This window comes from Marinovum sp., from assembly GCF_048263515.1.
Taxonomy (GTDB): domain Bacteria; phylum Pseudomonadota; class Alphaproteobacteria; order Rhodobacterales; family Rhodobacteraceae; genus Marinovum.
Genome location: NZ_JBLXEC010000030.1, coordinates 1 through 25,673 on the forward strand (window position 1 = coordinate 1; position 25,673 = coordinate 25,673).

The following is a 25,673-nucleotide window of genomic DNA, read 5'->3' on the forward strand; positions in this document are numbered from 1 at the left end:
CCTGGAAGCCCCAGTGCCGGGCGAAGGCATGGAGCTTCGGGTTCACCACGACTTCGCGGCTGGCGACGTCATGGCTCAGGATCAGCGCGCGGGCATTGTCGAGCAACACCTCCTCCGGCACACCGCCGAATGCCGCGAAGGCGCTTTCCATTCCCTCGAACCAGTGCTCCTGGCGCTCGCCGGTGAAAGCCCGCACGTGGATGCGACGGGAATAGCCAAGCGTCGCCACGAAGAACGACACCAGCCGCGGCGCGCCGCCGATTTCGACCCGTCGCTGCCCGAAGTCGATCTGCAATTGTTGACCCGGTCGGGTCTCGAACCGCACCGTCGCCCGGGCCTCCGCCCGCAGTTCCTGACGCAGATGCGCCACCGCCCGCTCGACTGTGCGCAAGCTCACCTTTATGCCCTTCTCGGCCGCAAGTTCCTGACGGACCACATCGGCATTGCCGGCATGGCGCCGGAACCGAACTTCGATCCAGCTCTCCAGCCCGTCCAGGGCCTTCGGGCGCGAGGGCGGCAGGGGCCTGTGCCATCCCCCTTCCTTCAGCCAGCGCCGAGCGGTCGTTCGTGAACAGCCGAGCTCCGCTGCGATCCGGCGGGAACCCCAGCCGAGCGACTTCAGCCGCAACATCGCCGACACGTCGTCCGGCTCCTTCATATCGTCTCTCCGCAAACCTTCGGTCTGCGGAAGCTTCTCAGTCGTCGGAAAGGCCATCCAGTATTCCCTCGTGGCTCAGCGAGGGGACCAGTTCCTCGTGTCGCCAGAGGGCCAGTTTGTCATGTCGCCTGACACGACGTCCCCAAGATCGCCCACCAGGGCCAGAATTTCTTGGAACTTGCGTTCCGGAACGAGGGCCGCGAGGTGCATCGTGCGATCCAGCCTGTCCAGCACTGCTGGAAGGGCCGGGTCTTTGAGGGCTTGGTCCTGAGCGGCCGGCGTGAGGCAGGCACCGGGTCCAGCGACGAATTTCACCATTTCGTTTTCGCCGTGTCCGAATTCGATACGGACGACCTTCCGGGCGTTGGCTTGGCACCAGATTGTGAGCCCGGGTGGACGCTTCCGAAAATCTGCGGACGACAATCCGACCCCTTTATCCTGTCCATACAGCGAGCCCGCTGGCGCCAGCATATCACTTCTGGATGCTCTGCAAATAGGCGACCAAATCGACAATCGCTTGGCTCGTCATCACAAGAATTCCGTTCTCATCACGAACCGTGACTCCCTTCCCTTCGAAGAAATCACCATAGACCGGCATCGGGCTGCCATGGGCCACCAAAGGGTCACGCCCATCTATGCGCGCGATCACGTCAAATATCGGAAAGACGCCTTTGTTCAGGGCTGACAATTCGGTCAGGTCCGGCGGCGGGAGCATCGGGGCAAGAGTCATCGGACCATCGCCCGTCGCATCCTGTCCATGGCAGGCGGCACAATAATGAAGGTAGTCTTCTCGCCCCATGCCCACATCCTGAGCCGATATTGGGCCTGCAAGCACGCAAAGAGCGGTGAGTGCGGTTCTCGACAGCATGTCTAGGCCTCCTTTCCTGTCATTGTGAACAGGTCCAAAGTCCATCCATTTTAAGGTTCGCGCCATGATCAAGGTCAAGTTCGGCCAAGACACACACTGTGTGCGCCTGCAGCGTCTGACTCGCCGGGGTCCGTCGAAGCGTCCTGACCTGCGGCTCCGTTCGCCGCCAAGAACATCCCCTGACAAGGAACAGGACGCCTATTCCGGGATCGGTATCCTGGTGAGGTCGATGCGCTCACGCTGCGCCGCCGCCATTAGTTTTTCGAAGAATAGGCACACTGGCGGAGCAATGCGATCTTAGGCGATTTGGATTCAGGACATCTGGCGGGCTACGTCTACTCCCGTTCGACGTAACCGCTCAAGAATGTCACGCTGCCCTCAATTGCCCTTCTCGATCGGAGCGGTGCATCAACACCGCGAGACGCATGGCACTGTCGATCAACCTCTGGCGAAGATCCTGCGCCTCTTGGGCACAGGAACACGGCACGCTGGTCAAAAGCCTTTCGGTGCGCGGCGGCAAGGAAGGATGGTACTGGAATGTTACCGTGACAACGGCTTCGACGCGGCAATAATCCCGGTGTCGGCGAACTTGGTCAAACCGTGCTGCAAGGATCTTGCTTGAGGCCCCCCGGCGGGTCGCGACTTGGGCGTCCATCAGGGACACGCATTTCGACGTCTGCGACCCCGGTTGCGTCTTCTCTTCAGTCTTGCTGAACCACGTCGCTTTTTTGAAGCTTTTGCTTTCCGTGAACATTGCCATCTCCCTGCCCCGCAACCGCGGCGATTGTCGCCCAGTTGACCTGTATACATGTTGTGCAGGTAAATTGTGGTCGAAATGTGGCGAAAACATGGCACACCTGTGGCGCGACCGGACGCAGGGCGTTGATTTCCATATGAATTGTGACGCCCGCCAATGTTCTGCGGCCGCCCGATCAGATTTCACGCCGAATTACCCGAGGTTGTAGAGCCAGTTTTCCTGATCGTCATTCTCAATGGCTTCGTCGAAATGCTGCCGCACAAGTGCGATGGCGTCACCGGGTGTCATCCCCGCTTCGACCAGAAGCATGGCAGCCACCAGGCCGCTGCGCCCCGCCCCGTACTGGCAGCACAAAGCCAACGTGGAACCAGATGCGAGAACCCTGTGGTTCTCTTGCTGACGCTCACGCCAGGCCGCCATGAAGGTGCTGCTTGGCACTGAATAATCCTCGATGGACATGAAGACGAGAGAGAGGCCGGCCTCCTTGGCGATGTCGGACACGATCGGAAACGCGTCCTTCGGCAACTCGCTTTCTTCCGTCAGAATGATGACCGTGTCGGCACCAACGTCTTTCAACCCGGTCAAGGTCTCATGCGCGTGGCTTGGATCAATGCAGGGCGTGCCATCCAAGTCGGAGACCAATCCGGGAAACCCGGACATCCCGATATGCCCCCCCATGGGCGTGGGAATGACGGCCCGGATCGACGTGGCATCTCTGTCGAATCGGACAAGGGGCATGACAGTCATGACGAATTCGCTTGCAATGGTTACATCAAGAACAGTACTTGTATACATGTTCCCCGGAGGCTTCAAGTGCCCTCACAACAAAGAAAAATTGGAACCCAGCCTCAATGCAAGCAAACGAGAAATCCAGCGAAAGCATCGCCAACGTCTTGCGCGCCGATATCTGTCTGGGTGTCAGTGCCGATGCTGGCATGTTGCATGAAGGCCAACTGGCAAAACGCTTTGGTGTCTCCCGCACCCCGGTTCGACAAGCCCTTCAGCGCTTGGGCTACGAGCGCCTGATCACGGTGAAATCCGGGGTCGGGTCCATCATCGTTCCCCTGAACCCGCCGGAGCGCACAGGAGATGTTCTGGCCGCCACGGCCCTTCTGGAAGCCATCGCCAAATGCGCGAGCCGCGCGGCCGCGCCGAAACAGCACTTCATGGCACTCGCGGGCCTTTCTGGCATCCTGGATATGGACGACGTGACCAATGTCGAGGACTTCTTCGAGGTGCGAGCGCGGTTCCTCGCAGCGCTGTCGGATATGGTCGAAAACCCGATCCTCGACGATGCCTTCCGTGCAGCCTATTGGCGGCTGATACGATGGTCGGTGAAGGACTTCGCAAACGACCCTGAGGGCACGACCGAGCATCTCAGACGACTCTTGCGCGAAACGACCAAGAGCCTGCACGGCGGATCGGTCGCAGACGCGATGAGCAAGGTGGCGGCGATCGAGAGCGAGATGGCGGCCCCCACCGGGAGCTGATCTGGTCAATCTTGTTTGCGATGCTTGACCGATCATCGAAGGCCTATTTCACAGCCGTTCGTCTCAGGACCAAGCGAACCCGCTCTCTCCTCGATAATTTAAGGTTGTCTCGGACGCAGGGCTCACGACGCAGCAGTTGCCTTTTTGCACGCTCACCATGGCCCCTGGATACGGCGCGCCATTCCAAAAGGTTTCGACCTTAGCCGGGCGTTGCCTCTCGGTCAGTCGCCCGCTGCCTCTGTCGCCCCTGCGATCAACAAATCCACTCCCGGGTCACGGACCATCTCCGCCGCAAAGCTGCCCAATCCGGTGAAGGACAGGCTGCGGGCATGAGCACCAACCGCAATCAGGTCGGGGCTCCATTTCCGGCTCTGCCCGTCCAGGGCGTTTCGCACGCCGCCATGGACAAGCTCCACAGGTGGCAGATCTGCAGTGCCCAGAGCCGACCAGGCGGCGGACAGGTTGCGGGTTTCCCGCTCGACGGCGCGCGCCATGTCGGAATGTCTGCCACCGGTCAGCCCTTCGAACGGCGCCATCCAAGCATAGAACAGATGGAACTCGGCATCAGGCGCAATCTCGAAAGCCGTGTCGACAGAGCGCCGACAGGCACGAGAGAAAGCCACCGGTGCAAGGACACGTTGATAAGGCCCCTCTCCGGGCGTCACAACAAGCAGCACCGGCGTCAAGGCGTGCGCAACAACCCGTTCGACCGTGGTCGGGCGCCATTGGTCCAGAAGGCCACGGTGTCTGTGCCGACCGACAACAACCAAGTCAAACCGACCGTCTGTAACCATCTCGACGAGACGTTGGGTTGGGTCGCCGATCTCCACTTGGACATCGCAGGAGCGCCCTTCCCCGTAGGTCGCGACTGATGCCAGGTGATTGCGGCATTTGGTCAAGAGATCCTCGGCGATATGCGCTGGAAAGGCATCGTCGACAACTGACACCAAGGTGACCTCGGAATCCAGTTCAGCCGCAAGTGTCAGGCCCCGACGCAGCGCTCGGTCGGATCGTTCCGAAAGGTCCGAGGCAATCATGATCTTCTTGATGGTCATTCCGTTTCTTCCTTGTCTTTGATTGCGTCGCCAAGGCGGGACCATACCGATCCGCTTTTGCTCCGGGACGGATCGTCAGCGACCTCGACTATCGCAGGATCCCCAGCGCCTCGACATCGGTTCCCAGAGGGCCGCTCAGGTCTGCGATTGAATCGTACAGAAGTTCAAGCACATAGGCCGGATTGTGGGCGTAGTTGCCGGGATCGGCTGTCACCAGTTTCCAGTTATAGGCCGCGCGCAGGCTGCGCGGCGTCCAGCCGGTATAGGCGATCCGGGACCCATCGGCTTCGTCGGCAAAACCGTCCCCATTGGCATCGAGGAAGAAATAGGGGTAGCGCGTGCCGTCGTAGACGACCGGAGCGCCGGCCACGTCCGCAGCGTAGGAGCTGATCATCTCGAGCAGCAGCGCGGCGTTCGCCTGAATGTCGCTGTGGATACCGACCGAGGTATCGCCGCTGCCGTCATAGCTTTGGCGCGCGATGCGGATGTCCTGAGGAGTGTCGGCCTGATGGCAGGTCAGGCAGGGCTCGAAGGCCACCTCCAACGTGTGCGGTTCATGGCAGGAATTGCAGGTCGAGACCGGTCGCGCATGGAAGAACCGGCAGGAATAGGCCTGTGTGTCATAATGATACCCGGCCCCGCCATACTCTCCGAGCCAGGTCGCGGCGGCGGTGGCATAGTGCGAATTGATGAAGCGAAGCTCCGGGTTCGGCGTATCGATCTCCTGGTCGGCGATGGCCTTGCCGACGGTGACCCCGGCCGTTCTGCCCTGATGGCAGGTCAGGCAGGAGGCTTCGACGCCCTGAACCGGGTGGACCAGCCCGCTCGGGAAGGTGATCTCCTTGATCTCGGCCAGACCGACGTTGTGGCAGGTGCCACAATCCACGACGCCGCCCGGCTGGATAGGCCCGTCAACCACGCCGGCGGGGGTGCCGTCCAGCCCGTGGAAATCGCGGAATCCCGCGCCGGAGTGGCAGGTCGCACAGGCTGGCCGGATCGCCTCGTCTTCATCCCAATGGGTAAAGGCCTCGGCGGCCGCATCTGCATGGGCCGAACGAAACCAGTCCGAGATCGCCTTGTCGTTGCCGATCTTGATGTCGGCCGGTGTGAAGGGGCCGGCCTTGGGAAGGACAAAGGGCACCTCCGTCTGCGCATCCTCCGCAGCGGCCGACTGCGTTTGCTCTTGTCCGAGGGCCACTCCCGGAAAAAGCGCAATCGCCACGGCAAATCCGGCGGCGATCGTTGCAAGGCGACGGTGTTCAGGGGCAGGTCTCATGAGGTCAGCTCCATTTGCGGGGCCGGTCGGTGCCAGCCCTCCGGTTCGGGTCAAACTACCACTGGGCCGGGCGGTGCGATTTGTTCCAGATCAAGTCTCCCTCTCAGGAAACCGGCTACTGCAGGGGTATGTTTCTGTTTCATCCTGATCCCGGCCTCAGCCCGCGCGTCCCGTCGCCTCCCCTCAGTGATGCCTCGATTGAAACCGAGGTCACGGCGGAAGCCGGCATCACCCCCGGGGCGGGCCAGACGCTGCGAGTGACACCCCTCGTGGACGAGGGTGCGATCCTTGCACAGGGAGCGCCGGTCGCCTGCCTGCAGCAGGCACCAGATGTGCATTTCGTGGCGCCGATGGCTGGGCTCGTCGCCCGTCTAAGTATGCGGCCCGGGCGGAAATTGTCGGAAATCGTGCTGTTTCGGGAGGCCTTGGGGGATGTAGTGCGCCACGAAACGGCCCCGGCAGGTACAGAGGCCGGCCTGCGAAGGCTGATGCAGAGGGCCGGCGTCTGGCCCTGTATCCAGCGACGCCCTTTCGGCGGCATGCCGACACCCGGCGAGCGACCCGCCGCCATCATGGTGATGGCCGCAGACACGCGGCCCCTCGCGCCAGTTCCACGCCTGGCCCTGGCGCACCGCGAAGAGGCGTTGGACCGGGGGATTGCCGCGCTGACGCAGCTGACCGATGGCCCGGTGCTGCTGTGCGCCGAGGCCGGAGCCCCGCTCATCTCACCGAAGCCAGGCGGGCGCGTTCAGCTTGTCACCTGCGGCGGGCGTCACCCGCAGGGCTCTGGCGGCATCCGCATCCACCAAACCTTTCCGGCCACTCATGGGGCGCCGGTCTGGGAGATTCACGCCGAAGATGTCGCCTCGCTTGGAGACCTGCTGGCCACGGGCATCCTGCCGCAGAGCCGGCTGGTCAGTATCACCGGCGGTGCGCTGCGGCAGGCGCGGCTGGTCCACACCCAGCCCGGGGCCGATCTGCGGGAGCTGACGCAGCAGCACCTCAGGCCGGGGCAGCACAGGCTGCTTTCGGGCTCGGCGATCGACGGCCACAGGTCCCATTGGCTCGCGCCACGCGCCCGGCAGGTCACTGCCCTGACCGAACGCCCCGCCCCTGCCCCGCGCCACTGGTTGCTCCAGGCTCTGACACGCTCTGCAGGGCCCGGACCGGTCATTCCGACCGCAGCGCTTGACCAGGCCTTCGGCGGGGCGCTGCCCGCCGTACCCTTTGTCCGCGCTCTCAGCGCCGGAGATACAGAGACCGCCACCCGGATGGGCCTTCTGTCGCTGTTGGAAGACGACGTGGCCATGGCCGACTACGTCCTGGGCGGCGAAGCGGGTCTGGCCAGCCTTCTGCGCGGGATGCTCGATGACATCCAGCGGGAGGTCGCGGCATGATCAAGGGGTTGTGGGATCGCGAAACCGTGGCCTTGGTGCTCGTGGCGGCACATCTGCCGCTGGCAGGCTTCTGGTTGGTCTATGCGGCACCGGGCTCTCTTGCTCGATTGGCTCTGGTGATCCTCGTGCTTGCCATCTGGCAATTGGTCTTCCTTCTGGCCCGGGCCCAGCCGGCAACGCTGGCGTCAGGGGTGACCGCGCTGGTCATCGCGATGCTGGCCCCCGAAGACCTCGGGACCTTTCAACTCATCCTCGGCATCAGCTTCGGCACGGTGGTGGGAGAGCTGATCTTTGGCGGTTGGGGCCGCAACCTCGTCCCTCCAGCCACCGTGGCGCTGTCGTTTCTGGGCTTCGGATTTCCCGGCCTCGACTGGCCCGAGTTCGTCGCCCCCGTCGCCTGGGCGGCCCTGCCGGCTGCCGCGATCGGGCTGCTCTTTGGCGTGATGAGACCCGGTGTTCTGCTCGGCGCGGCGCTGCCGCTGGCTGCCGGCGTCGCCGCGGGGCTGCTGCCGCTGGCCACGGCCCAGACCGCGGGCCTGGTGCTGGTGCTCCTGGTCGCCGATCCCGCGACCAGCGGTGCGACGCCGCTGGGGCGCTGGTTGAACGGCCTGCTCTACGCCGGCCTTGTCACCCTGTTCGCCACGGGCTGGACCGGCGCCGCCGACGTGCAGCTCTGCGTCGCTGCCGCCCTTCTGACCGCGCTGACCGTGCCCCTGCTCGACGAAGCAGCATTGTCGCTCTGGTATGCCCAACGCAGGAGGCGTCATGGCCGGAACTGACAGAAACCCCTGGCGCCGCTTGCTGGCCCTGCCCAACGAGAGCCGCGCCAAGACGCTGCTGGTGGCCTTCCTCGTCTCGGCAATCTGCGCCGCGCTGGTCAGCACGGCCACGGTGACGCTGCGCCCGATCAAGGCGGCGAACCGGGCCGCCGAGGAACAGGCGCAGATCGCCGGGCTGGTGGCCGGCATTCCCGGAATGGCCGCCCTGCTCGAGCAACCGGGCGGCCAGCTGTCGCGCGTGGTGATCGCGCTGGACCGGGGGCGCGCAGCATCGGATGTCACGCCGGCGACGCTGGAGTCCGCCTTGGCCGATCCGGCCAATTGGACCGCGCTCGAGGCTGGCGAAGACCTCGCAGGGCTGGGCCAGCGGCCCGACTATGCCCAGGTCTTCCTGCGGCGCCAGGACGACCGCGTCGCCCTGCTGCTTCTGCCGATTGCCGGCCAAGGCTATGGCGGGCGGATCGACGCGATCCTTGCGCTCGACGGCGACATGAACACCATCGCCGGTCTGGTCGTCACCCGCCATTCCGAGACCCCGGGCCTCGGCGCCCGCATCGACGAGGCGTCGTGGCAGGCGTCCTTTCCCGGCACCGAGATCCGCGACCCTGGCGGCGCGCTCCGCTTTGGCGTTGCCCGCGGCACAGCCACCAGCAGCTACGAGGTCGACGGCATCACAGGCGTGACGCGCACCAGCACGGCGATAACCCGCATCGTGCGCTTCTGGGTCGGGCCCAGGGGCTATGGCCCCTTGCTCAGCGCGATTGCCAGAGGGGAGTTCTGAGAGATGGCCGGGCCTCAATCGCTGACATCCGCGCTCACCGCGCCCTTGATCCGGCAGAACCCGGTAACGCTGCAGATCCTCGGCATCTGTTCGGCGCTGGCGGTGACCACCACGCTGGCCACCGCGCTGACCATGTCGATCTCGCTGACCCTGGTGCTGACCCTTGCCGCCGGCATCGTCAGCCTGATCCGCCGCCACCTGCCTGATACCATCCGCCTGATCGTGCAGATCGTGATCATTGCCTCGCTGGTGATCGTCATTGACGAGGTGCTGCAGGCCTATTTCGCCGAGATCAGCCGCGCCCTGTCGGTCTATGTCGGGCTGATCACCACCAACTGCCTCGTCCTTGGCCGGACCGAGGCCTTTGCCCGCCGCAACCCGCCGCTGACCGCCATGGCCGACGCATTGGGCAATGGTCTGGGCTATTCTCTGGTGCTGATCACGATCGGCAGCCTGCGCGAATTGCTTGGCAAGGGGGAACTCCTGGGCCGCGAGGTGCTGCCGCTGGCCGAGACCGGTGGATGGTTCACGCCGCTCAGCCTGATGCTGCTGGCGCCCTCGGCCTTTTTCCTGCTGGGCGGGCTGGTCTGGGCGATCCGCACCGTTCTGCCGGAACAGGCCGAAGCGCCCGAGCACAGCCCGCCAGCCAGACCGGAGCCGGCGGACTGAGCGACGCCCTGAGCCTCTTTCTCTTTGCCGCGCTGGTCGACAACATGCCGTTGACGCTGTTTCTCGGGCTTTGCACCTTTCTCGCCCTGTCGCGCCGCACCGAAAGCGCGATTGGGCTCGGCCTTGCAATGATCGCCGTGCTGGGCGGCACCGCGCCGCTCAATCACCTTGTCTATCACGGCCTGCTTGCGCCGGGCGCATGGGCTTGGGCCGGGATGCCGGAGGTCGACCTGTCCTACCTCGCGCTGATCGCCTTCATCGGGGTGATCGCCGCGACCGTGCAGCTGGTCGAGATGCTGATCGACCGGTTCCTTCCCGCGCTGCATGCGGCCTTCGGGGTCTTCCTGCCGCTGCTGACGGTGCAATGCGCCATTCTCGCCGGCAGCCTGTTCATGGTCGAGCGCAACTACACGCTCGGCCAGACGACGGTCTATGGTCTGGGCAGCGGCACAGGCTTCGCGCTGGCCGTGGTGATGCTGGGCGCGCTGCGCCGCCGGCTCGCCTATGCCAACCTGCCCGCCGGGCTCAGGGGGCTCGGCGCGGCCTTCCTTCTGACTGGGCTGCTGTCACTCGGGTTTGCCGCATTCTCGCAGATGGCAGCGGCCCGATGACCGAGATCGTGCTGGCCAGCGGCGTGGTCGTGGCGCTTGTGATCCTGCTGACCTTCGGGCTTCTGACCGCCCGGCGTCGCCTGATCCCCGAGGGGGGCGTCGATGTCACCGTCAACGGGGCGGTGCACCTCGTGGCCCGCCGCAGCAGCACCTTGCTCGAGGCCCTCCATGGCAGCGGCCTCCTGATCCCGGCGGCCTGCGGCGGAAGCGGCACCTGCGGGCTCTGCCGGGTCACGGTCACCGGAGCAGGCGCCGGCACTCCCGGCGCCACCGAGCGTGGCACCCTCTCGCCGCAAGAGCGCCGCGCCCATGTGCGACTGGCCTGCCAGACCCGGCTGCGCGGCGATTGCACGGTGACCCTGCCCGAAGCCATCATGACGTCTGGCGGCGGGTTCACCTGCACGGTCGCCTCCACGCGCATGCTCGCCCCGCTGATCCGCGAGATCGTTCTGCGGTTGCCAGAGGACCGGCCGTTGAACTTCGAGGCCGGAGATTTCCTGCAGGTCACCGCCCCGCCCTTCCAGCTCGATTTCGCCGCCATCGACCTGCCCGACCGCTATCGCGAGGCTTGGGAGTTCGCAGGACTGCGGACGCTCAAGGCCAGATCGGACTCGGACGTCACCCGGGCCTATTCCCTCGCCAGCAGACCCGAGGACCAGGGACAAGCGGTCCTGAACATCCGTCTCGCCGTGCCGCCAGCCGGGCGCGAAGAGAACATTCCGCCGGGCATCGTGTCCTCCTGGCTGTTCTCGCTGTCACCCGGCGACCAAGTCACCACCTCAGGGCCTTTCGGTGAGTTCCATGTCCATCCAGGCGAACAAGAGATGGTCTTTGTCGGCGGCGGCGTCGGCATGGCGCCTCTGCGTGCGATGATCCACCAGACCTTCGGCCGTGGTACCAAGCGGCGGGTGCGCTATCTCTACGGCGCGCGCTCTGCGATCGATCTGTTCTATGCCGAGGAGTTCGACGCGCTCGCCGAGGCGCACCCGAATTTCACCTGGACCCCGGCCCTCTCTGATCCGGCGCCCGGTGACCGCTGGACCGGCGCCACCGGCTTCATCCACGAGGTTCTGGCGGCCGAGATGCGCGCACACCCGGCACCGGAAAGCTGCGAATACTACCTCTGCGGCCCGCCGGTGATGATCTCGGCCGTTCTCGCCACGCTCGACCGGCTTGGTGTCGAGCGAAGGTCGGTCTTCTTCGACGACTTCGGAAGCTGAAAGGAAATCCAGCCAATGGAAATTCAGAAAGAACGCAACTGCCCTGCCCGGCTCACAGCCTTCGAAGAGAGCGCATCATGACCGCCCACAAGGTCGGGTCGATCCTGCGCCGAGATGCGCCCACTCTGACACCTCTGACACCGATCAGAACGGCGGTTTCGGTGCTGGTCGAGGCTCAGGCGGATGGCGCAGCGGTTCTGGGGGAAGGCGGTGACCTCCAGGGCATCCTGACCCAGAAGGATTGCTTCCGACCGGCGCTGCATGCCGCTTATTATCAGAAATGGACAGGCGTGGTCGGCCATCAGATGACACGCGATGTCGTCACGGTGGATATCCACGACGAGGTCATCGAGGCCGCCGACATGTTCCTGAACCATCCGCACCGTCTTTTCCCGGTGATGGATGGTCCTCGGGTGGCCGGGCTTCTGTACCGGCTGGATGTGCTGGCACTGCTGGCGCGCCTTGGCTGAGGCACTGGTCCGGGTTATCGCGACCAGCGCCTTCGGTCCTGGGCGGCGTACAAGCTACCGGACGACATGCACCGAGCATTCTGCGTGGCGCACCACCCGCCCGGCGGTCGAGCCGATCAGGTAGTCCGCGAATTCGGGCCGGTGCGAGGCGACGACGATGCAGTCCACGTTGTTCTGCCCCGCGTACTCCAGGATCGTCCGGGCTGCATGACCGACCACGACAACCGGCTCGGCCTTCTCGATGCCCTTGATGACGTCCGAAAGCTCCACCAGCGCCTGAGCGCTCGCCTTTTCCAGGTGCTGCTCTCCGAGATAGGTTTCGACATAGGGTGAGACTTCCTCGACCACGTGCAAGGCGACGATCCGCCCTCCGGGGCTGCAGAGCGCCCGCGCTGCTTCCAGGGCCCTCTGTGCCGGCCGTGACTGATCCGGAACGAGTGCGACCAAAATTCGATTGTACATGACGGTTTCTCCCTTTTGAGACCTCCATCATGGCACGGCCTTGCTGTCTCTGCGTTGACCCGTGTCAAGGACTTTCAGGAAGCTCTTGCCCGGCGGAACACCTCCCAACATGCTATCAGGCAGGCGATCGAAGGGGAGCCGCTTCCCTCGGACCTACCCGCCCGCCAGCAAACGCCTGCCCAAGCACCAGTGGCAGGAAACTCATTAACAACGCAAACAGCAAACCGCTGGTGCCCGGCGTGGGCAGGCGCAGGATTTCGGAAAGCGCTGGCAACCAGAGTGCGAGGCCGATCAGCATCAGGCACAAAGCCAGCGCCCCCCAGACAGAGGGATTGCGCGTCACATCGTTGCGCAGCATCCCGGTGCCCCGGTCGCGAACGTTAAAGACATTCCAGAGCTGCGCCAGAGCCAAAGTCAGGAACGACACCGTGACCGCCTCTGGCGCGGCGAGTTCCAGCCAGAACAGGGCGATGGCAAAGGCCAGGAGCGTCGCCACCGTCAGCAGCCCACCGAGCACCGCGATCCGCGTCCACTCTTTCCTGCCGACGATGGGCTCGCTCGGCTCTCGCGGGGGGCGCGTCATTTCCTGCCCGTCGCCCTGCCCGAGGCCCAGCGCGAAGGCAGGAAAGACATCTGTCACCAGGTTCAAAAACAAGATCTGCAAAGGCAGGAGCGGCGCCGGCAGCCCGGCCCCCACGGCCAGCGCCACGACCAGCACTTCTCACAGGTTGCAGGACATCAGGTAGATGATGAACTTGCGAATATTCCCGAAAATCACCCGTCCTTGGCGCACGGCCTCGACGATGGTGGCAAAGTCATCATCCTTGAGCACCATATGCGCCGCTTCGCGCGCGACCTGCGTGCCCCTTTGCCCCATGGCCACCCCGATATCGGCCTTCCGCAAGGCCGGTGCATCATTCACCCCGTCCCCGGTCATGGCGACGATCTGGCCCCCCCGCTGGTGCAGAGCCACCAGCGCAAGCTTGGTATCCGGCGCCACGCGGGCAACGACATCGGCGGCCCGCAGACGTGTCAGCAGGTCGTCCCCAGCGGACTCGAGCCCAAGGATCTCCCGGCCTTCGACGACGCCTGAATCCTCCTGCGCAATACCGGCATCGCGGGCGATCCGGGACGCCGTGGCCGCATGGTCCCCAGTTACCATGACAACGCGGATCCCGGCGGCCCGGCAAGCCGCAATGGCCGACGGAATTTCCGGCCGCAGGGGATCGGCGAGACAGACGATGCCGAGGAGCACCAGATCGGTATAGGGATCAGCATCGGCCGCCGTGGCCTGCTTCATCGCGAGGCCCAAGGTGCGGAGACCCGACGCCGCCTCGTCCTGATTGCGACGGAGCCACTGCGCGCGCGCCGCATCATCAAGCGGGCTTATCCCCGTCGGAGCAAGAACCTGGGTACAAGCTGCAAGCACCGCTTCCGGGGCACCTTTCACGGCAACCAAAACGCCTTCTGGCGCATCGTGGACCGTCGCCATCATGCGGCGCTGTGGATCGAAGGCATGTTGGGCGAGCTGCTTCAGAGATATGCGCTCGCCCTGTCCGGTGGCCTCGGCCGCTTTCAGCAGAGCCAGCTCCATCGGGTCGCCGTTGTCCTCGCCGCCGTCGCGGCCCAATTCGGCCGTGTTGCACAGCGCGCCGATCTTCAGGGCCAGCTGAAAGGCTTCCGAAGGGTTCGGCACCGCGCCTTCTTCCAGATCGACCTCTCCGCCTTCCAGCAGATAGTGCACCGCTGTCATGCGGTTCTCGGTCAGGGTGCCGGTCTTGTCGGTGAGGATGAGTGTCGTGGCGCCCAGCGTCTCGACCGCCGAGAGCCGTCGGATCATCGCATTGCGGCGCGCCATCCGCCACATGCCCCGGGCCAGCGACAAGGTGGCGACCACCGGCAACCCTTCGGGGATCGCCGCAACGGCGAGCGCGATCCCGGTGCGTACCATTTCGGCAAATTCGTGCCCTCGGTAGAGCCCTGCCGCGACGGTGCCTGCGGCCATTACCAGGGTCAGCCAGATCAGCGTGCGCCCAAGCCGCTCGAGCCGCACCTCCAGCGGCGAGGCTTCGGCTGTTGCGCTCTCTGCCAAACGGCTGATCCGCCCCAGTTCGGTGTTCATGCCGGTGCCGACCACGATCGCCTCGCAAGCCCCTTGTGTAATGGACGTGCCCTTGAACACCATTGAAGGACGTTCGTTCGCCGCAAGGTCGCTTGATACCGTATACGACTTTTCGACCGGCGCCGATTCACCGGTCAGAACGGATTCATCGGCTTGCAGGTTGGACGCCGAAACCAGGCGAAGATCAGCCGTGACCACATCGCCGCCCTCAAGGAGCACGACGTCTCCGGGAACCAGGTCGCGCGCGTCGATGGTCTGCTCCTGGCCATCCCGCCGCACCCGTGTCCGGACGTCGGCCATCTTCTGCAGCGCCTCCATCGACCGTGCGGCACGCAGCTCGGTGAAAAAGCCGATCGCCGCGTTCAAAGCCAGGACCGTGCCAATCGCTGCTGCCTCGACATTGTCGCCGACCAGCAGCGAAAAGACGGCCGCGGCCGCCAGCAGCCAGACGATCACGGAACGGAACTGATGCCCCAGAAGGACCAGGGCGCTCACCGGCTTCTGTTCGCGCAATCGGTTGGGCCCGAAGCGCTCGCGGCGGCGTGCGGCTTCGCTCCGCGATAGCCCCGTACCCGGCGTCACGGACAGACGCGCTGCGACCTCTGCCGAGGTCAGGGCGTGGGATTGGTCAAGCTTGGGGTCCTGCATCGCGGCAAGCCTCCGGGACAAGATTGGTTGTCGGGAACGTCCCCTTTGCGGCGGGACAGATCGGAGGCCACAACACTGTCGAATTGCGCGACGAGACGATGGCTATCGCATGATGGACACGCAAATTCACTTCGGCAGCATGAAAAACTCTTCGCGGACGATCCGGTCATCCTCGACCGAGTAGATCGCGATCTCGCGCAAGGTCATCGATTTGCCGGAGGCTTTCTGGGTAACCTGGGCTTCATATTGCACGGCGAAGCGATCGGGCGGATGCACATAGGGGCCGTCGACATCGAGCTTCTGGATGTCATGGGTGGCAACCCAGTCCTCGCGTTTCGCCTTGATCGCATCGCGACCCTTGGCGATGCGGACGTCCCGTCCGGGCGGCACCACCGCTTCGACGGACTCGGCCCTGTCGGCGTAGATTTCCTCTACATGTCCAAGCCCCCGGCGATCTCGCATCGCCTGCACGAACTCCCGTCCTAATTTGACCAATTCTTCCATCTGTCATCCTCCCTGTTGAGGGCGATCATGGACGGGTTCAACCGCGGCGGCATTGACAGGGATCAAGGCAGACCCGTCGTATCTACAAAGGGTCGTCGGACACCAGGCGCATCCCCAGGTGCGCCGGGGGAACGCCGACAGCGCAGCCGCCGCGGGCGGGATCTCTGACGAGGTAGAACATCGCCGCGATGTGTTCGCCGCCGACGAAAAACGCCGGGCAGCGCGTGGGGTCCAGACCTTCAGCCGAACCGGCGTAGCAGTCATGCGTCCATTCCCAGACGCTGCCGTCGAGGTCGGCGATGCCTTCGGGCGAGGCGGCGAAGCTGCCCTGTGGGCGCAAGGCGCGGGGCGCCAGACCCTCCGTCAGGTAGGCGGACGCCCAGGTCAGGGCCGGGTCGGTGAACAGGGGATCGGCCTTGTCCGGCAGCACCGTGCGTGCCATCTGCTGCCATTCCTCGAGCGACGGCAAGCGAAAGGCCTGTCCGGTCGCGGAGTTGATCCAGCGGAGATATTCCTGCGTGTCGGCGTGGCTCAGCCCGGTGGCCGGCGTGATCGCCGGATCGAGGCCCTCGCGCGTGTGGATGGCGAGGCTGCATCCGTCCGCTGCGTGACAGCGGTTCCACTCGGCGACCGTGACCTCGTAGCGCTGGACATGAAGCACCGCGCCCGACGCGAGCAGGACCGGCACCTCGGCCATTTCCGGCAGTGGCACGGGCACGGAAGCGGGGCCGCGCTGTGTCAGCGCAGCCCCGAGGATCAAGGCCGCCGCGACGGCCAGTCCCGACGCCAGGGGTGTGATCCGGAGACGGTCAGGCAGGGTCGCGGCGGTCATCTCTCCCTCCCTGTCAGGTTGCGAAGGGACGCGGGGCCACGACCTGTTCCATCAGGTCGTTGTTCCACTCGCCGTCGACGATGAAGTGCGCGGTGGCCCCCAGCAGCGCCGCTTCGATCAGGTTGTGGTTCACATAGGCGTAAACCCCGGGCTGCTCGAAGGTGTACATCGCCGCCACCGCGCAGCCGCCACGCACGAACCAGGTCTCCACCCCGGTCTGAGGTGTGTCGGTGAAGGAGGTCTCCCAGACGAAGTTGCCATGCCCGCCGATCAGGTGCGGACGGGTGTCGCGGTTGGCCTGGTTGTGGATCATCAGCACCGTCTCGCCGACATTGAAGCGCAGGGCGTTCTCGCCGGTGAGCGCGCCCACCGCGCCGTTGAAGACCGAATGCGTCGGCGTCAGGGTGCGCATCGCGTCGAGGCTGTCGGCATAATCGTCGCCGGCCGACTCGTAGGTCTTGAAGGCGCCGGTTTCGTCCTGCGGCAGATAGTAGTCCTGCTCGCCGATATAGGCGATCTTGTCGTATTTCAGCGGGTTGCCCTGCGCGTCCTTCAGCCCGTCGCGCGGCAGCACCATCACCGCGCCGTTCATGCCGTGGGCCACGTGATAGGGGATCATCGCGCCGCCGGGGGCGCAGTGATAGGTGAAACACCCGGGCTTGGTGGCCTTCCAGCGCAACACCGCTTCTTCCCCGGGATAAACATGGGTCAGCCCCCCACCGCCCAGCGCGCCGGTCGAGGCGTGAAAGTCGATGTTGTGCTCCATCATGCTGTCGGCAGGGTTGCGCAGGGTCAGCTCGACCATGTCGCCTTCGTGGCAGATGATCAGCGGGCCGGGGACGGAACCGTTGTAGGTCAGCGCCCAAACCTCGGCGCCGGTGTCCTCGTCCACCACCATCAGGCGTTCGGTGGTGTCCATCGTGATCTCGATGATCTTGGGACCACCTGTCGCCACCTGCTCGTGTTCGGGGGCAAAGGGCGGCGCGACTAGCTCCTGCTTCACCCTTGTATAGCCCGAGAGATCGGCGGGCTTGGCGGTGCTGTCGGCCGCCGTTGCGCCTGCGGCCTTGTAGAGCCGGGCCGAGGCGGCATCCGCCGCTTTCGGCATCGGCGCGCGGCGGGTGGCCAGCGCGGCACTGCCGGTCATCGCGGCAGCACCGGCCAGAACCGAACCGCGCAACACGTTGCGGCGGCTGGTCTTTGCGAGACCCGGGTTGATGAACTTGGTCATGGCTTGCTCCTTTCGAGCTGGCTGTCGGGCGGCGGGCCAGCGGCCCGGACGCCTCGAATTACAGGTTGCCGACTTGGTCTTCGAAACGGCCCATCGCCTTTTTCGGGATGCGGCCACCGAGGAAGCCGTCGGGCATTTCGACGTCGCCCACGGCAATGGTCATCACCATGCCCATGGCGTAGTGCGGCTTGCACATGACGCCGTAGAGACCCTCGGTCTCGAGCGTGATCTCGATTTCCTCGTTGATCTTGCCGCCAAAGGCCTCAGCCCCGTCGGGCACCATGCCCTTGACCGTCTCGGCGTTGTGGCCCTTGTCGGCGGCGATGAACTTCACCACGTCGCCGGGCTGGGCGCGGACAAAGGCCGGCTCGAAGACCATGCGTTCGCCATCGGCGCCCTTGTTGAGCATCTGAACCTCGATTGTCTCTGCCATGGCGGTACCGGCGAGAAGGGCTGCGAGGGCAAGCCCGGTTGTCAGTCTGCGGATCATCGGATGGGTCCTTTCTGTCCGTTCTGTCTGTCGTCGAGGAAATATTAACCTTTCTCACGCAGCCGTTATTTGCGCTGGCGCAATGTGCGAAAAGAATCCCTCGATTTCGGGATCCGCGGCCGGCGCGCCGGATCTGGCGCGCTGCGAAAAAACCTGCGACACAGACAGAAGATGACAGACACCCTGCGCAAAACCCTGCCGCGGCTGGACGAGAGCCTGCTGGCGCATCTGCCGCCGTTTTCACGGCTCGGGCGGGCAGACATCCGTGCGATCCTCGATCAGGCCAGCGTCAAGCGCTACGACAGCGGCACCGCGATCTTCGACGAAGGCGCCCCGGCCGAGCGGTTCTTCATGCTGCTCGACGGCTATGTCCGGGTGGTGCGAATCACGCCCACTGGCGAACAGGTCACGGCGCTGCACATCCCCGCAGGGCAGCTCTTGGGCATTGCCCGCGCGCTGGGCCGCGAGACCTATCCGGCGACGGCGATCAGCGCGACCGAGTCTCTCGCGCTCAGCTGGCCGATGACGCTCTGGGACCGCTACGCCGCGCAGTACGACGGCTTTGCCACCGAGACCTACAAGACCGTGGGCCAGCGCCTGGGCGAAATGAACACCCGCCTTGTCGAGCTGGCGACCCAGCAGGTCGAACAGCGGGTGGCCAATGCGCTGCTGCGGCTGATCAACCAGACCGGCCGCAAGGTCGAGGGCGGCATCGAGATCGACTTTCCGATCACCCGTCAGGACCTGTCGGAGCTGACCGCCACCACGCTGCACACGGTCAGCCGGTTGTTGAGCGCCTGGGAAAAGCAGGGGCTGGTCGAAAGCCGCCGCAAGCACATCACCGTCTGCGATCCGCATGCGCTGATGGTGCTGGCGCAGGGCTGACCGCGCCCTCCCCCGCCACCGCCGCGCGCAACTCGGCCAGAAACGCCTCTTCCTCCAGCCCGTATTCGGCGCAGGCCTCGATACGGGTGTGGAACGGGGTGATCAGGCAGCCGACACAGAGCATCCGGTGGCGGACAAAGACCGCCACGGTCTCCGGCCAGAGCCGCATCATCTCGGACAGCGGCAGATCGGGGTCGTCGAGGGTCTTTCTTGGCACTGCGCGTTCCTTTCACCGCCCGAGCCTAGGGCGTGAAATCTCCTGAACTTTGCGCTGGCGCAAACTCCGCCGCCGCGCCCCGGGCTAGGACGGGTCATCCCGCATGACAGGAGGCCCGACAATGGCTGAAATTCTGACGAAATCGCGGGCGCGAAACATCTTCTACGGCGGCTCGATCTTTTTCGTCGTGGTGTTCATCGCGCTCACTGTCCACAGCCACCGCTACGTGGTGCAGACCTCCACCGCCGGCATGGAGCTGACCGAGGAGGTGGCGCTGGGCAAGCATGTCTGGGAACGCCATTCCTGCATCAACTGCCACAGCCTGCACGGCGAAGGCGCCTACTTCGCCCCCGAGGTCGGTAACGTGATGACCCGCTGGGGCGTCGCCGACGACCCCGAGGGCGCCTTCGAGACACTGGACGGCTGGATGAACGCCCAGCCCTCGGGCATCGAGGGCCGCCGCCAGATGCCGCTGTTCGAGCTGACCGAGGAAGAGATGCGCGCGCTGGCCGAGTTCCTGCGCTGGGCCGATCAGACCGACACCCAGGGCTGGCCGCCCAATGACGCCGGCTGATCCCGCGCGACAAGGAGAAAACACATGAGATATCAATCGCAACAGGTCGCTCTGGCCTATATCTACTGCGCGCTGGCGCTCTTTGGCGTGCAGGTTCTGGGCGGGCTTCTGGCCGGGTGGGTCTATGTCTCGCCCAACTTCCTGGCCGAGATCCTGCCCTTCAACATCATCCGCATGATCCACACCAACGCGCTGATCGTCTGGCTGCTGCTGGGCTTTTTCGGGGCAGCCTATTTCCTGATCCCCGAGGAATCCGAGCGCGAGATCTACTCGGTCAAGCTGGCCTATTTGCAGCTGGTCATCCTGATGGTCGGCACGCTGGGCGCGGTCGGCTCCTACCTTGTCGGCATCCACGGCGGGCGCGAATTCCTCGAGCAGCCGCTCTGGGTCAAGTTCGGCATCCTCGTGGCGGCGCTGATCTTTCTGTTCAACATCTCGATGACGGTGCTGGCGGGCAAGAAGACGGCGATCACCAACGTGCTGCTGCTGGGCCTGTGGCTCCTGTCGCTGCTGTGGGTCTTTGCCTTCATCAACCCCGACAACCTGTCGCTCGACAAGATGTACTGGTGGTTCGTCGTGCACCTCTGGGTCGAGGCGACCTGGGAGCTGGTGATGGCGTCGATCCTGGCTTTCATCCTGCTCAAGCTGACCGGCGTCGATCGCGAGGTGGTGGAGAAATGGCTCTATGTCATCGTCGCCACGGCGCTGTTCTCGGGCATCCTCGGCACCGGGCACCACTTCTACTGGATCGGCCTGCCGGGGTACTGGCAGTGGATCGGTTCGATCTTCTCGACCTTCGAGGTGGTCCCCTTCTTCCTGATGATGTCCTTTGCCTTCGTCATGGTCTGGAAGGGCCGCAAGAACCACCCCAACAAGGCCGCGCTGCTGTGGTCACTGGGATCGTCAACCGTGGCGTTCTTCGGCGCCGGCGTCTGGGGGTTCCTGCACACGCTGCACGGGGTCAACTTCTACAGCCACGGCACGCAGATCACTGCGGCCCACGGGCACCTCGCCTTCTACGGTGCCTATGTCGCCCTCAACCTCGCCTTCTTCAGCTATGCGATGCCGCTGCTGCGGGGCCGCGATCCCTATAACCAGGTGCTGAACATGGGCAGCTTCTGGCTGATGACCGGCGGCATGGCCTTCATGACCTTCGTGCTGACCTTTGCCGGCACCATCCAGACCCACATGCAGCGGGTGGTCGGCGACTATTACATGGAAGTGCAGGACAGCCTGGCGATCTTCTACCTGATGCGCTTCGGCGCCGGGGCCTCGGTGGTGCTGGGCGCGTTGCTCTTCATCTATGCCCTGCTCGTGGTGCGCAAACGCGAGGTCATCGAACCCGGCCCCGCCACCCCCGTTCCGGGAGAATGACGATGAACATGCTCAAGACACTCCAACTGCCCTTCTACACCGCGACCGGACAGGAATGCGCCCTGTTCGAGACCGCTCATGATCACGGCCTGCCCCTTCTTCTGAAGGGGCCGACCGGCTGCGGCAAGACCCGCTTCGTCGAACACATGGCGGCGCGGCTGGGCAAGCCGCTTTATACCGTCGCCTGCCACGACGACCTCTCGGCCGCCGACCTGATCGGGCGCTACCTGCTCAAGGGGGGCGAGACGGTCTGGGTTGACGGCCCGCTGACGCGCGCGGTGCGCGAGGGCGGCATCTGCTATCTCGACGAGGTGGTCGAGGCGCGCAAGGATGTCACCGTGGTACTGCACCCGCTGACCGACACCCGCCGCACCCTGATGATCGACCGCACCGGCGAGGAACTGATGGCGCCGGCGGGCTTCATGCTGGTCGCATCCTACAACCCCGGCTACCAGAACGTGTTGAAACGGCTGAAGCCCTCGACCCGCCAGCGCTTCCTGTCGATCGCCTTCGATTTCCCGGACGAGACGACCGAAGTGGCCGTGGTGGCGCAGGAAAGCGGTCTCGCGCCCGAGCGCGTGGTGCCGCTGGTGCGGCTGGCGGCGCGCATTCGGTCGCTGTCTGGCATGGACCTCGAGGAAGGCGTCTCGACCCGCCTGCTGATCTATGCCGCGACGCTGATGGCCGGCGGCATGGGCGTCGATCAGGCGCTTGAGGCCGCGATCATCCAGCCGCTCAGTGATGAGCCCGACGTGGGCCAGGCGCTGCGCGACCTGATCGCCACGATCTACGGGTGACACCATGCATCTGCTCGACCTCATGGAACCGGAAGAGACCGTCGGCAACCTCTGGCATGATATGGCCAGCCGGATTGCCGCCGAGGGCGGATACCCCGAGGCCGCGGTGACGCTGGCCTCGGTCCGCCCGAGCCTCGCGGTACTGTTCCGCGCCTTGGGCGGAGGGGCCGGCGTGGAATTGGGCGAAGCGCCCGCCACGCCGGTGCGCCACCGCCGGACATTGCGCCGCCGCATCGGCGCCGACCGAGAGCTGGAGTTCGTGGCAAGGTTCGATGGCGAACGGCTGGCCTTGCCGCCGGTGATCGCCTGCTTTCCCGAGCGCGACCTGAACAGGGCGGCGTTTTTCTGGCTGACCGCGCTGGCCGCCGTGACCGAGGTCGCAGCGCTCGACCTGCCGGCCGACGGCATGGCCGCCGACTGCGCGCAGATCGGCGCCAATGCCCATGCCGCCTACCGGGCCTATGCGCTCTGCCCCGGGTTGCGCGCCGCGTTCGACCTGATGGCGCACAATTGCGCCGAGACCCGCCCCGACACCCACCTGCCGGCCTCGGAGGCAGTGATCGAACAGGCGATCCGAGATCAGCTTTGTGGACGGGCCCGGGCCCGCCTGACCGCTGACAGCGCACGCGGCCACCTGCCTTTTGCCCCCGTGCCGATCTGGCTGCGGCTCGCAAAGCCCGGCTCCGGCACCGCCGCCAGCGAAGAGGCCACGGATGCCGCCGCCCCGCCCCCCGGCGCTGCGATGACCAACCGCAAGCTCGGCGAGCGCAAGGATCAGGACCAGGCCCGCCGCAAGGACAGTTTCATCGTGCACCGGTTTGAATCGATCCTGTCCTGGGCGCAGTCGATGAACATCAACCGCAGCGTCGACGATGACGACGACGAGAACGCCCAGAAGGCCGCCGACGATCAGGACCGCATCACGCTGACCAAACACGACCGCAAGACCGCGACCCGCCTGCGCATGCACCTCGACCTGTCGCCTTCCGACGCCGAGCACGAGGCGCTGGCGGGCACACATACCTACCCCGAGTGGAACCACCGCAGCCGCAGCTACATGGAGGGTCACTGCCGCGTTCTCGACGCCCCGGCCCGGCCCGACAGCGATCACCCCTACCGCCCCGATGCGCGCCGCATCCGCGAGGTCCGCCGCCAGTTCGAGGCATTGCGCCCGCGTCGCATCCTGCAACCACGGCAGGTGGACGGTGCCGAGCTGGACCTCGACGCGCTGCTCACAGCGCGCGCCGATCTGGCCGCGATGGGGCGCGGATCGGACCGGATCTGGCAAAGCGCGCGCCAGACCGAGCGCGACCTCTCGGTGGCCTTCCTCGTCGACACCTCGCGCTCGACCGAGGCCGCCATCGGCGACACCTCGGTGATCGAGGTGGCGCGCGAGGCCACGGCGGCGCTGGCCGAAGGCATCGAGGCCGCCGGCGACCGGCTGGCCATCTGGGGCTTTTCCTCGCTGCGCCGCGACCGGGTGTTCCTGACCCGCTGCAAGGAGTTCGACACCAAGATGAGCCCAGCGATCACCGCCAATATCGGCGCGCTGGCCCCCGGCCATTACACCCGCCTCGGCGCCGCGATCCGCCACGTCTCGGCCCAGCTGGCGCTGCAGCCCTCGGCGCGCAAGCTGTTGATCGTGCTGACCGATGGCAAGCCCAATGACCTCGACCACTACGAGGGCCAGCACGGTATCGAAGACAGCCACATGGCGGTGCGCGAGGCCCGGCGCAACGGCCAGAGCCTGCACGGCATCGTCATCGACGAGGACGGTCAGGACTGGTTCGCCCGCATCTTCGGCCGCGGCGGCTTCACGCTTCTGCCGCACCCCGAGCGCCTGACCCGCGCCCTTCCCGACATCTACCGCAGCCTGACACAGGAGAGCTGACATGCGCCTCATCCCGATGCTGATCGCCCTTTCCGCCGCGCCCGCCTGGGCCGCGCCCTTCGACCGGCCCATCCCGCAGGCGCAATCGGCCACGGCAGAGCTCTGGTTCGCTTTGGGCAGTGTTGCCCTGATCGCGGCGCTGGCCTTTGTGCAATGGCTGGTCTCGCGCCGATGACACTGCGTGCAGGCTGGTCGGTGACGCGGATCGCGCTGGTGCTCTACCCCTTCGGCGCAGGGGCCGCGGCGGTCAACGTCTTCTTCGCCGCGCTGATCTTCAGCTGGATCGGCGGGCCTGTGCTGTCGACCGGCTGGTCGATCCTGCTCGGCGGCCTCATCGGCGCGCCGGCAACATGGTTCTTTGCCCGTCACATCCGGCACCTGATGGACGTGGCCGACACCGGAGACCCGGCAAACAGGAGGCAGGAATGACCCAGACATCGGCGCAGCAGATGCGCGCCTGGCAGGGCGCGGCGCTGTTCAGCTTCGGATTTCGCCCGTTCTTCCTGTTCGGCACGCTCTGGGCGGGGTTTGCCATGGGGCTCTGGATCGCGGTCATCACCGGCGGGCACGTCTTGCCGACGCGGTTCGATCCGGTGGCCTGGCACGCGCATGAATTCCTCTTCGGCTATCTCGGCGCGGTTCTGGCCGGGTTCCTCCTGACCGCCATGCCGAACTGGACCGGGCGCCTGCCGCTGGTGGGCCGGCCCCTGATGGCGCTCTTCGGGCTCTGGGCACTCGGGCGTATCGCGGTGCTGTTCTCGGCGCATCTGCCGCAGGGGGTGGCCGTGACGCTCGACCTGGCCTTTCCGGTGGTCCTCGGCGCGGTGATCCTGCGCGAGATCATGGCCGGCAAGAACTGGCGCAACCTCCTGGTGCTGGGCCTTCTGGCCCTATTCACGCTGGCGAATGCCCTGTTCCATCTCGAGGCCGCTAGAGGCGGCGCCCCCGCGCAGGGCCTCGGGCTGCGCCTAGGCCTGGCCACCGCGGTGATGATGATCGCGGTGATCGGCGGGCGGATCATCCCGTCCTTCACGCGCAACTGGCTGGCGCGCGAGGGGCACCCCGCGCGCCCGGCGCCGCCGATGCAAAAGTTCGACAAGCTGGTCCTTCTGGCCAGCCTCGCCGGGCTTCTGTGCTGGGCGCTCTGGCCGGCCTCGCCCCTCTCGGGCCTTGCGCTGCTGGGGCTGGGCCTCCTGCACCTGACACGTCTGGCCCGCTGGCAGGGTCACAGGACCCTGCGCGAGCCTCTGGTCTGGGTGCTGCACGCCGGCTATGCGATGGTGCCCGTCGGAGCGCTCGCGCTTGGTGCGGCGATCCTGACCGGGGGAGCCTGGGCCGCAGCCGCGCAACACATCTGGATGGCCGGAGCGATCGGCGGCATGACCCTGGCCGTGATGACCCGGGCAACCCTCGGCCATACCGGCCAGCCTCTGACCGCAGGGCCCGCGACCGTCGTCCTCTACCTCGCGCTCTTCGGATCGGTCGCGGCGCGCCTTGGTGCCGGGATCACGCCCTGGCTCACCTCCCTGTCAGCCCTCCTGTGGCTGGCCGCATTCCTCGGCTATGCTCTGACTTACGGGCCGCTGCTGGCCTTCGCCAGAAAGGAGCACTGAGA

At 65.5% G+C, this 25,673-nt stretch carries 30 protein-coding genes; 16 read left to right on the plus strand and 14 right to left on the minus strand.

Going from position 1 to position 25,673, the window contains the following annotated elements:
* The 4 genes from istA to ACN0SE_RS19085 form a co-directional block, all read right to left on the minus strand.
* The coding region (istA, locus tag ACN0SE_RS19070; RefSeq protein ID WP_417526121.1) for an IS21 family transposase at positions 1-658 on the minus strand (658 nt) is incomplete at its 3' end.
* Positions 659-1,130: 472 nt separating this feature from the next.
* Positions 1,131-1,526 (minus strand): c-type cytochrome, encoded by a 396-nt coding sequence (locus ACN0SE_RS19075; protein ID WP_417526122.1) that lies wholly within the window; start codon positions 1,524-1,526, stop codon positions 1,131-1,133.
* Between the two features lie 367 nt (positions 1,527-1,893).
* Positions 1,894-2,280, minus strand: a complete 387-nt coding sequence (locus ACN0SE_RS19080; protein ID WP_417526123.1) for a hypothetical protein — start codon at positions 2,278-2,280, stop codon at positions 1,894-1,896.
* Positions 2,281-2,475: 195 nt separating this feature from the next.
* Positions 2,476-3,078 carry a hypothetical protein gene (locus ACN0SE_RS19085; RefSeq protein WP_417526124.1) on the minus strand — a complete coding sequence of 201 codons (603 nt, stop codon included), beginning with the start codon at positions 3,076-3,078 and terminating at the stop codon, positions 2,476-2,478.
* A gap of 56 nt (positions 3,079-3,134) precedes the next feature.
* On the opposite strand from ACN0SE_RS19085, the gene ACN0SE_RS19090 reads away from it, so the two are divergent.
* Positions 3,135-3,773: a GntR family transcriptional regulator gene (locus ACN0SE_RS19090; protein WP_417526125.1), complete on the plus strand. Its 639-nt coding sequence runs from the start codon at positions 3,135-3,137 to the stop codon at positions 3,771-3,773.
* A 221-nt stretch (positions 3,774-3,994) separates the two neighbouring features.
* On the opposite strand, the gene ACN0SE_RS19095 is transcribed toward ACN0SE_RS19090, so the two are convergent.
* Complete coding sequence (locus tag ACN0SE_RS19095) at positions 3,995-4,828, minus strand: universal stress protein (protein ID WP_417526126.1); 834 nt, start codon at positions 4,826-4,828, stop codon at positions 3,995-3,997.
* 88 nt (positions 4,829-4,916) lie between these two features.
* Positions 4,917-5,969, minus strand: a complete 1,053-nt coding sequence (locus ACN0SE_RS19100; protein ID WP_417526127.1) for a cytochrome C — start codon at positions 5,967-5,969, stop codon at positions 4,917-4,919.
* A gap of 215 nt (positions 5,970-6,184) precedes the next feature.
* Here ACN0SE_RS19100 and ACN0SE_RS19105 point away from each other — a divergent pair, with 215 nt between their 5' ends.
* From ACN0SE_RS19105 to ACN0SE_RS19135, 7 genes are all read left to right on the plus strand, one after another.
* The gene (locus tag ACN0SE_RS19105; protein ID WP_417526128.1) at positions 6,185-7,501 is read left to right on the plus strand and encodes a Na(+)-translocating NADH-quinone reductase subunit A; all 1,317 of its coding nucleotides are present in this window, start codon (positions 6,185-6,187) and stop codon (positions 7,499-7,501) included.
* Positions 7,498-8,280 carry an RnfABCDGE type electron transport complex subunit D gene (locus ACN0SE_RS19110; RefSeq protein WP_417526129.1) on the plus strand — a complete coding sequence of 261 codons (783 nt, stop codon included), beginning with the start codon at positions 7,498-7,500 and terminating at the stop codon, positions 8,278-8,280. The genes ACN0SE_RS19105 and ACN0SE_RS19110 overlap by 4 nt, the downstream gene beginning before the upstream one ends.
* Positions 8,267-9,061: an FMN-binding protein gene (locus ACN0SE_RS19115; protein WP_417526130.1), complete on the plus strand. Its 795-nt coding sequence runs from the start codon at positions 8,267-8,269 to the stop codon at positions 9,059-9,061. Before ACN0SE_RS19110 ends, ACN0SE_RS19115 begins: the two co-directional genes overlap by 14 nt.
* 3 nt (positions 9,062-9,064) lie before the next feature.
* On the plus strand, positions 9,065-9,730 hold the full coding sequence (locus ACN0SE_RS19120) for an NADH:ubiquinone reductase (Na(+)-transporting) subunit D (RefSeq protein ID WP_417526131.1): 666 nt from the start codon (positions 9,065-9,067) through the stop codon (positions 9,728-9,730).
* A complete protein-coding gene (gene nqrE, locus ACN0SE_RS19125) occupies positions 9,727-10,341 on the plus strand; it encodes an NADH:ubiquinone reductase (Na(+)-transporting) subunit E (protein ID WP_417526163.1) in 615 nt (204 codons plus the stop codon). Before ACN0SE_RS19120 ends, nqrE begins: the two co-directional genes overlap by 4 nt.
* On the plus strand, positions 10,338-11,561 hold the full coding sequence (nqrF, locus tag ACN0SE_RS19130; RefSeq protein WP_417526132.1) for an NADH:ubiquinone reductase (Na(+)-transporting) subunit F: 1,224 nt from the start codon (positions 10,338-10,340) through the stop codon (positions 11,559-11,561). The genes nqrE and nqrF overlap by 4 nt, the downstream gene beginning before the upstream one ends.
* A gap of 77 nt (positions 11,562-11,638) precedes the next feature.
* The gene (locus ACN0SE_RS19135; protein ID WP_417526133.1) at positions 11,639-12,031 is read left to right on the plus strand and encodes a CBS domain-containing protein; all 393 of its coding nucleotides are present in this window, start codon (positions 11,639-11,641) and stop codon (positions 12,029-12,031) included.
* A gap of 54 nt (positions 12,032-12,085) precedes the next feature.
* Here the strand turns inward: ACN0SE_RS19135 and ACN0SE_RS19140 are convergent, their stop codons facing one another.
* The 7 genes from ACN0SE_RS19140 to ACN0SE_RS19170 all read right to left on the minus strand — a co-directional run bounded on the left by ACN0SE_RS19140 (position 12,086) and on the right by ACN0SE_RS19170 (position 18,320).
* Complete coding sequence (locus ACN0SE_RS19140; protein ID WP_417526134.1) at positions 12,086-12,493, minus strand: universal stress protein; 408 nt, start codon at positions 12,491-12,493, stop codon at positions 12,086-12,088.
* Between the two features lie 115 nt (positions 12,494-12,608).
* Positions 12,609-13,202 carry a cation transporting ATPase C-terminal domain-containing protein gene (locus ACN0SE_RS19145; RefSeq protein WP_417526135.1) on the minus strand — a complete coding sequence of 198 codons (594 nt, stop codon included), beginning with the start codon at positions 13,200-13,202 and terminating at the stop codon, positions 12,609-12,611.
* 12 nt (positions 13,203-13,214) lie between these two features.
* A complete protein-coding gene (locus ACN0SE_RS19150) occupies positions 13,215-15,263 on the minus strand; it encodes a cation-translocating P-type ATPase (RefSeq protein ID WP_417526136.1) in 2,049 nt (682 codons plus the stop codon).
* Between the two features lie 126 nt (positions 15,264-15,389).
* On the minus strand, positions 15,390-15,767 hold the full coding sequence (locus ACN0SE_RS19155; RefSeq protein ID WP_417526137.1) for a SnoaL-like domain-containing protein: 378 nt from the start codon (positions 15,765-15,767) through the stop codon (positions 15,390-15,392).
* A gap of 82 nt (positions 15,768-15,849) precedes the next feature.
* Positions 15,850-16,599 (minus strand): formylglycine-generating enzyme family protein, encoded by a 750-nt coding sequence (locus ACN0SE_RS19160; RefSeq protein WP_417526138.1) that lies wholly within the window; start codon positions 16,597-16,599, stop codon positions 15,850-15,852.
* Between the two features lie 13 nt (positions 16,600-16,612).
* Positions 16,613-17,830 (minus strand): copper-containing nitrite reductase, encoded by a 1,218-nt coding sequence (nirK, locus tag ACN0SE_RS19165; RefSeq protein WP_417526139.1) that lies wholly within the window; start codon positions 17,828-17,830, stop codon positions 16,613-16,615.
* Positions 17,831-17,888: 58 nt separating this feature from the next.
* Complete coding sequence (locus ACN0SE_RS19170; RefSeq protein ID WP_417526140.1) at positions 17,889-18,320, minus strand: pseudoazurin; 432 nt, start codon at positions 18,318-18,320, stop codon at positions 17,889-17,891.
* Between the two features lie 171 nt (positions 18,321-18,491).
* Here ACN0SE_RS19170 and ACN0SE_RS19175 point away from each other — a divergent pair, with 171 nt between their 5' ends.
* Positions 18,492-19,205: a Crp/Fnr family transcriptional regulator gene (locus tag ACN0SE_RS19175; RefSeq protein WP_417526141.1), complete on the plus strand. Its 714-nt coding sequence runs from the start codon at positions 18,492-18,494 to the stop codon at positions 19,203-19,205.
* Here the strand turns inward: ACN0SE_RS19175 and ACN0SE_RS19180 are convergent.
* A complete protein-coding gene (locus ACN0SE_RS19180; RefSeq protein ID WP_417526142.1) occupies positions 19,159-19,422 on the minus strand; it encodes a DUF1858 domain-containing protein in 264 nt (87 codons plus the stop codon). The genes ACN0SE_RS19175 and ACN0SE_RS19180 overlap by 47 nt on opposite strands.
* Positions 19,423-19,543: 121 nt before the next feature.
* On the opposite strand from ACN0SE_RS19180, the gene ACN0SE_RS19185 reads away from it, so the two are divergent.
* From ACN0SE_RS19185 to ACN0SE_RS19215, 7 genes are read left to right on the plus strand one after another with little or no spacing between them, the layout of a single operon-like run.
* Positions 19,544-19,996 carry a c-type cytochrome gene (locus ACN0SE_RS19185; protein ID WP_417526143.1) on the plus strand — a complete coding sequence of 151 codons (453 nt, stop codon included), beginning with the start codon at positions 19,544-19,546 and terminating at the stop codon, positions 19,994-19,996.
* A gap of 24 nt (positions 19,997-20,020) precedes the next feature.
* Entirely contained in the window at positions 20,021-21,370 is a 1,350-nt protein-coding gene (locus ACN0SE_RS19190; protein WP_417526144.1) for a cbb3-type cytochrome c oxidase subunit I, read from the plus strand.
* Between the two features lie 2 nt (positions 21,371-21,372).
* Complete coding sequence (locus tag ACN0SE_RS19195; protein WP_417526145.1) at positions 21,373-22,167, plus strand: CbbQ/NirQ/NorQ/GpvN family protein; 795 nt, start codon at positions 21,373-21,375, stop codon at positions 22,165-22,167.
* Positions 22,168-22,171: 4 nt separating this feature from the next.
* Positions 22,172-24,058 (plus strand): nitric oxide reductase activation protein NorD, encoded by a 1,887-nt coding sequence (locus ACN0SE_RS19200; RefSeq protein WP_417526146.1) that lies wholly within the window; start codon positions 22,172-22,174, stop codon positions 24,056-24,058.
* A 1-nt stretch (position 24,059) separates the two neighbouring features.
* Positions 24,060-24,233 carry a protein NnrT gene (locus ACN0SE_RS19205; RefSeq protein WP_417526147.1) on the plus strand — a complete coding sequence of 58 codons (174 nt, stop codon included), beginning with the start codon at positions 24,060-24,062 and terminating at the stop codon, positions 24,231-24,233.
* Positions 24,230-24,487: an NnrT protein gene (locus ACN0SE_RS19210; RefSeq protein WP_417526148.1), complete on the plus strand. Its 258-nt coding sequence runs from the start codon at positions 24,230-24,232 to the stop codon at positions 24,485-24,487. The genes ACN0SE_RS19205 and ACN0SE_RS19210 overlap by 4 nt, the downstream gene beginning before the upstream one ends.
* Complete coding sequence (locus ACN0SE_RS19215; RefSeq protein WP_417526149.1) at positions 24,484-25,671, plus strand: NnrS family protein; 1,188 nt, start codon at positions 24,484-24,486, stop codon at positions 25,669-25,671. Before ACN0SE_RS19210 ends, ACN0SE_RS19215 begins: the two co-directional genes overlap by 4 nt.
* The last annotated feature ends 2 nt before the right edge of the window (positions 25,672-25,673 follow it).

Bases quoted from the DNA above. Each gene is read 5' to 3' on its own strand.
- ACN0SE_RS19075 (WP_417526122.1), bottom strand. From the start codon at position 1,526: ATGCTGTCGAGAACCGCACTCACCGCTCTTTGCGTGCTTGCAGGCCCA.
- ACN0SE_RS19080 (WP_417526123.1), bottom strand. From the start codon at position 2,280: ATGTTCACGGAAAGCAAAAGCTTCAAAAAAGCGACGTGGTTCAGCAAG.
- ACN0SE_RS19085 (WP_417526124.1), bottom strand. From the start codon at position 3,078: ATGTATACAAGTACTGTTCTTGATGTAACCATTGCAAGCGAATTCGTC.
- ACN0SE_RS19090 (WP_417526125.1), top strand. From the start codon at position 3,135: ATGCAAGCAAACGAGAAATCCAGCGAAAGCATCGCCAACGTCTTGCGC.
- ACN0SE_RS19095 (WP_417526126.1), bottom strand. From the start codon at position 4,828: ATGACCATCAAGAAGATCATGATTGCCTCGGACCTTTCGGAACGATCC.
- ACN0SE_RS19110 (WP_417526129.1), top strand. From the start codon at position 7,498: ATGATCAAGGGGTTGTGGGATCGCGAAACCGTGGCCTTGGTGCTCGTG.
- ACN0SE_RS19115 (WP_417526130.1), top strand. From the start codon at position 8,267: ATGGCCGGAACTGACAGAAACCCCTGGCGCCGCTTGCTGGCCCTGCCC.
- ACN0SE_RS19120 (WP_417526131.1), top strand. From the start codon at position 9,065: ATGGCCGGGCCTCAATCGCTGACATCCGCGCTCACCGCGCCCTTGATC.
- nqrF (WP_417526132.1), top strand. From the start codon at position 10,338: ATGACCGAGATCGTGCTGGCCAGCGGCGTGGTCGTGGCGCTTGTGATC.
- ACN0SE_RS19135 (WP_417526133.1), top strand. From the start codon at position 11,639: ATGACCGCCCACAAGGTCGGGTCGATCCTGCGCCGAGATGCGCCCACT.
- ACN0SE_RS19140 (WP_417526134.1), bottom strand. From the start codon at position 12,493: ATGTACAATCGAATTTTGGTCGCACTCGTTCCGGATCAGTCACGGCCG.
- ACN0SE_RS19150 (WP_417526136.1), bottom strand. From the start codon at position 15,263: ATGCAGGACCCCAAGCTTGACCAATCCCACGCCCTGACCTCGGCAGAG.
- ACN0SE_RS19155 (WP_417526137.1), bottom strand. From the start codon at position 15,767: ATGGAAGAATTGGTCAAATTAGGACGGGAGTTCGTGCAGGCGATGCGA.
- ACN0SE_RS19160 (WP_417526138.1), bottom strand. From the start codon at position 16,599: ATGACCGCCGCGACCCTGCCTGACCGTCTCCGGATCACACCCCTGGCG.
- nirK (WP_417526139.1), bottom strand. From the start codon at position 17,830: ATGACCAAGTTCATCAACCCGGGTCTCGCAAAGACCAGCCGCCGCAAC.
- ACN0SE_RS19170 (WP_417526140.1), bottom strand. From the start codon at position 18,320: ATGATCCGCAGACTGACAACCGGGCTTGCCCTCGCAGCCCTTCTCGCC.
- ACN0SE_RS19175 (WP_417526141.1), top strand. From the start codon at position 18,492: ATGACAGACACCCTGCGCAAAACCCTGCCGCGGCTGGACGAGAGCCTG.
- ACN0SE_RS19185 (WP_417526143.1), top strand. From the start codon at position 19,544: ATGGCTGAAATTCTGACGAAATCGCGGGCGCGAAACATCTTCTACGGC.
- ACN0SE_RS19190 (WP_417526144.1), top strand. From the start codon at position 20,021: ATGAGATATCAATCGCAACAGGTCGCTCTGGCCTATATCTACTGCGCG.
- ACN0SE_RS19195 (WP_417526145.1), top strand. From the start codon at position 21,373: ATGAACATGCTCAAGACACTCCAACTGCCCTTCTACACCGCGACCGGA.
- ACN0SE_RS19200 (WP_417526146.1), top strand. From the start codon at position 22,172: ATGCATCTGCTCGACCTCATGGAACCGGAAGAGACCGTCGGCAACCTC.
- ACN0SE_RS19205 (WP_417526147.1), top strand. From the start codon at position 24,060: ATGCGCCTCATCCCGATGCTGATCGCCCTTTCCGCCGCGCCCGCCTGG.
- ACN0SE_RS19210 (WP_417526148.1), top strand. From the start codon at position 24,230: ATGACACTGCGTGCAGGCTGGTCGGTGACGCGGATCGCGCTGGTGCTC.
- ACN0SE_RS19215 (WP_417526149.1), top strand. From the start codon at position 24,484: ATGACCCAGACATCGGCGCAGCAGATGCGCGCCTGGCAGGGCGCGGCG.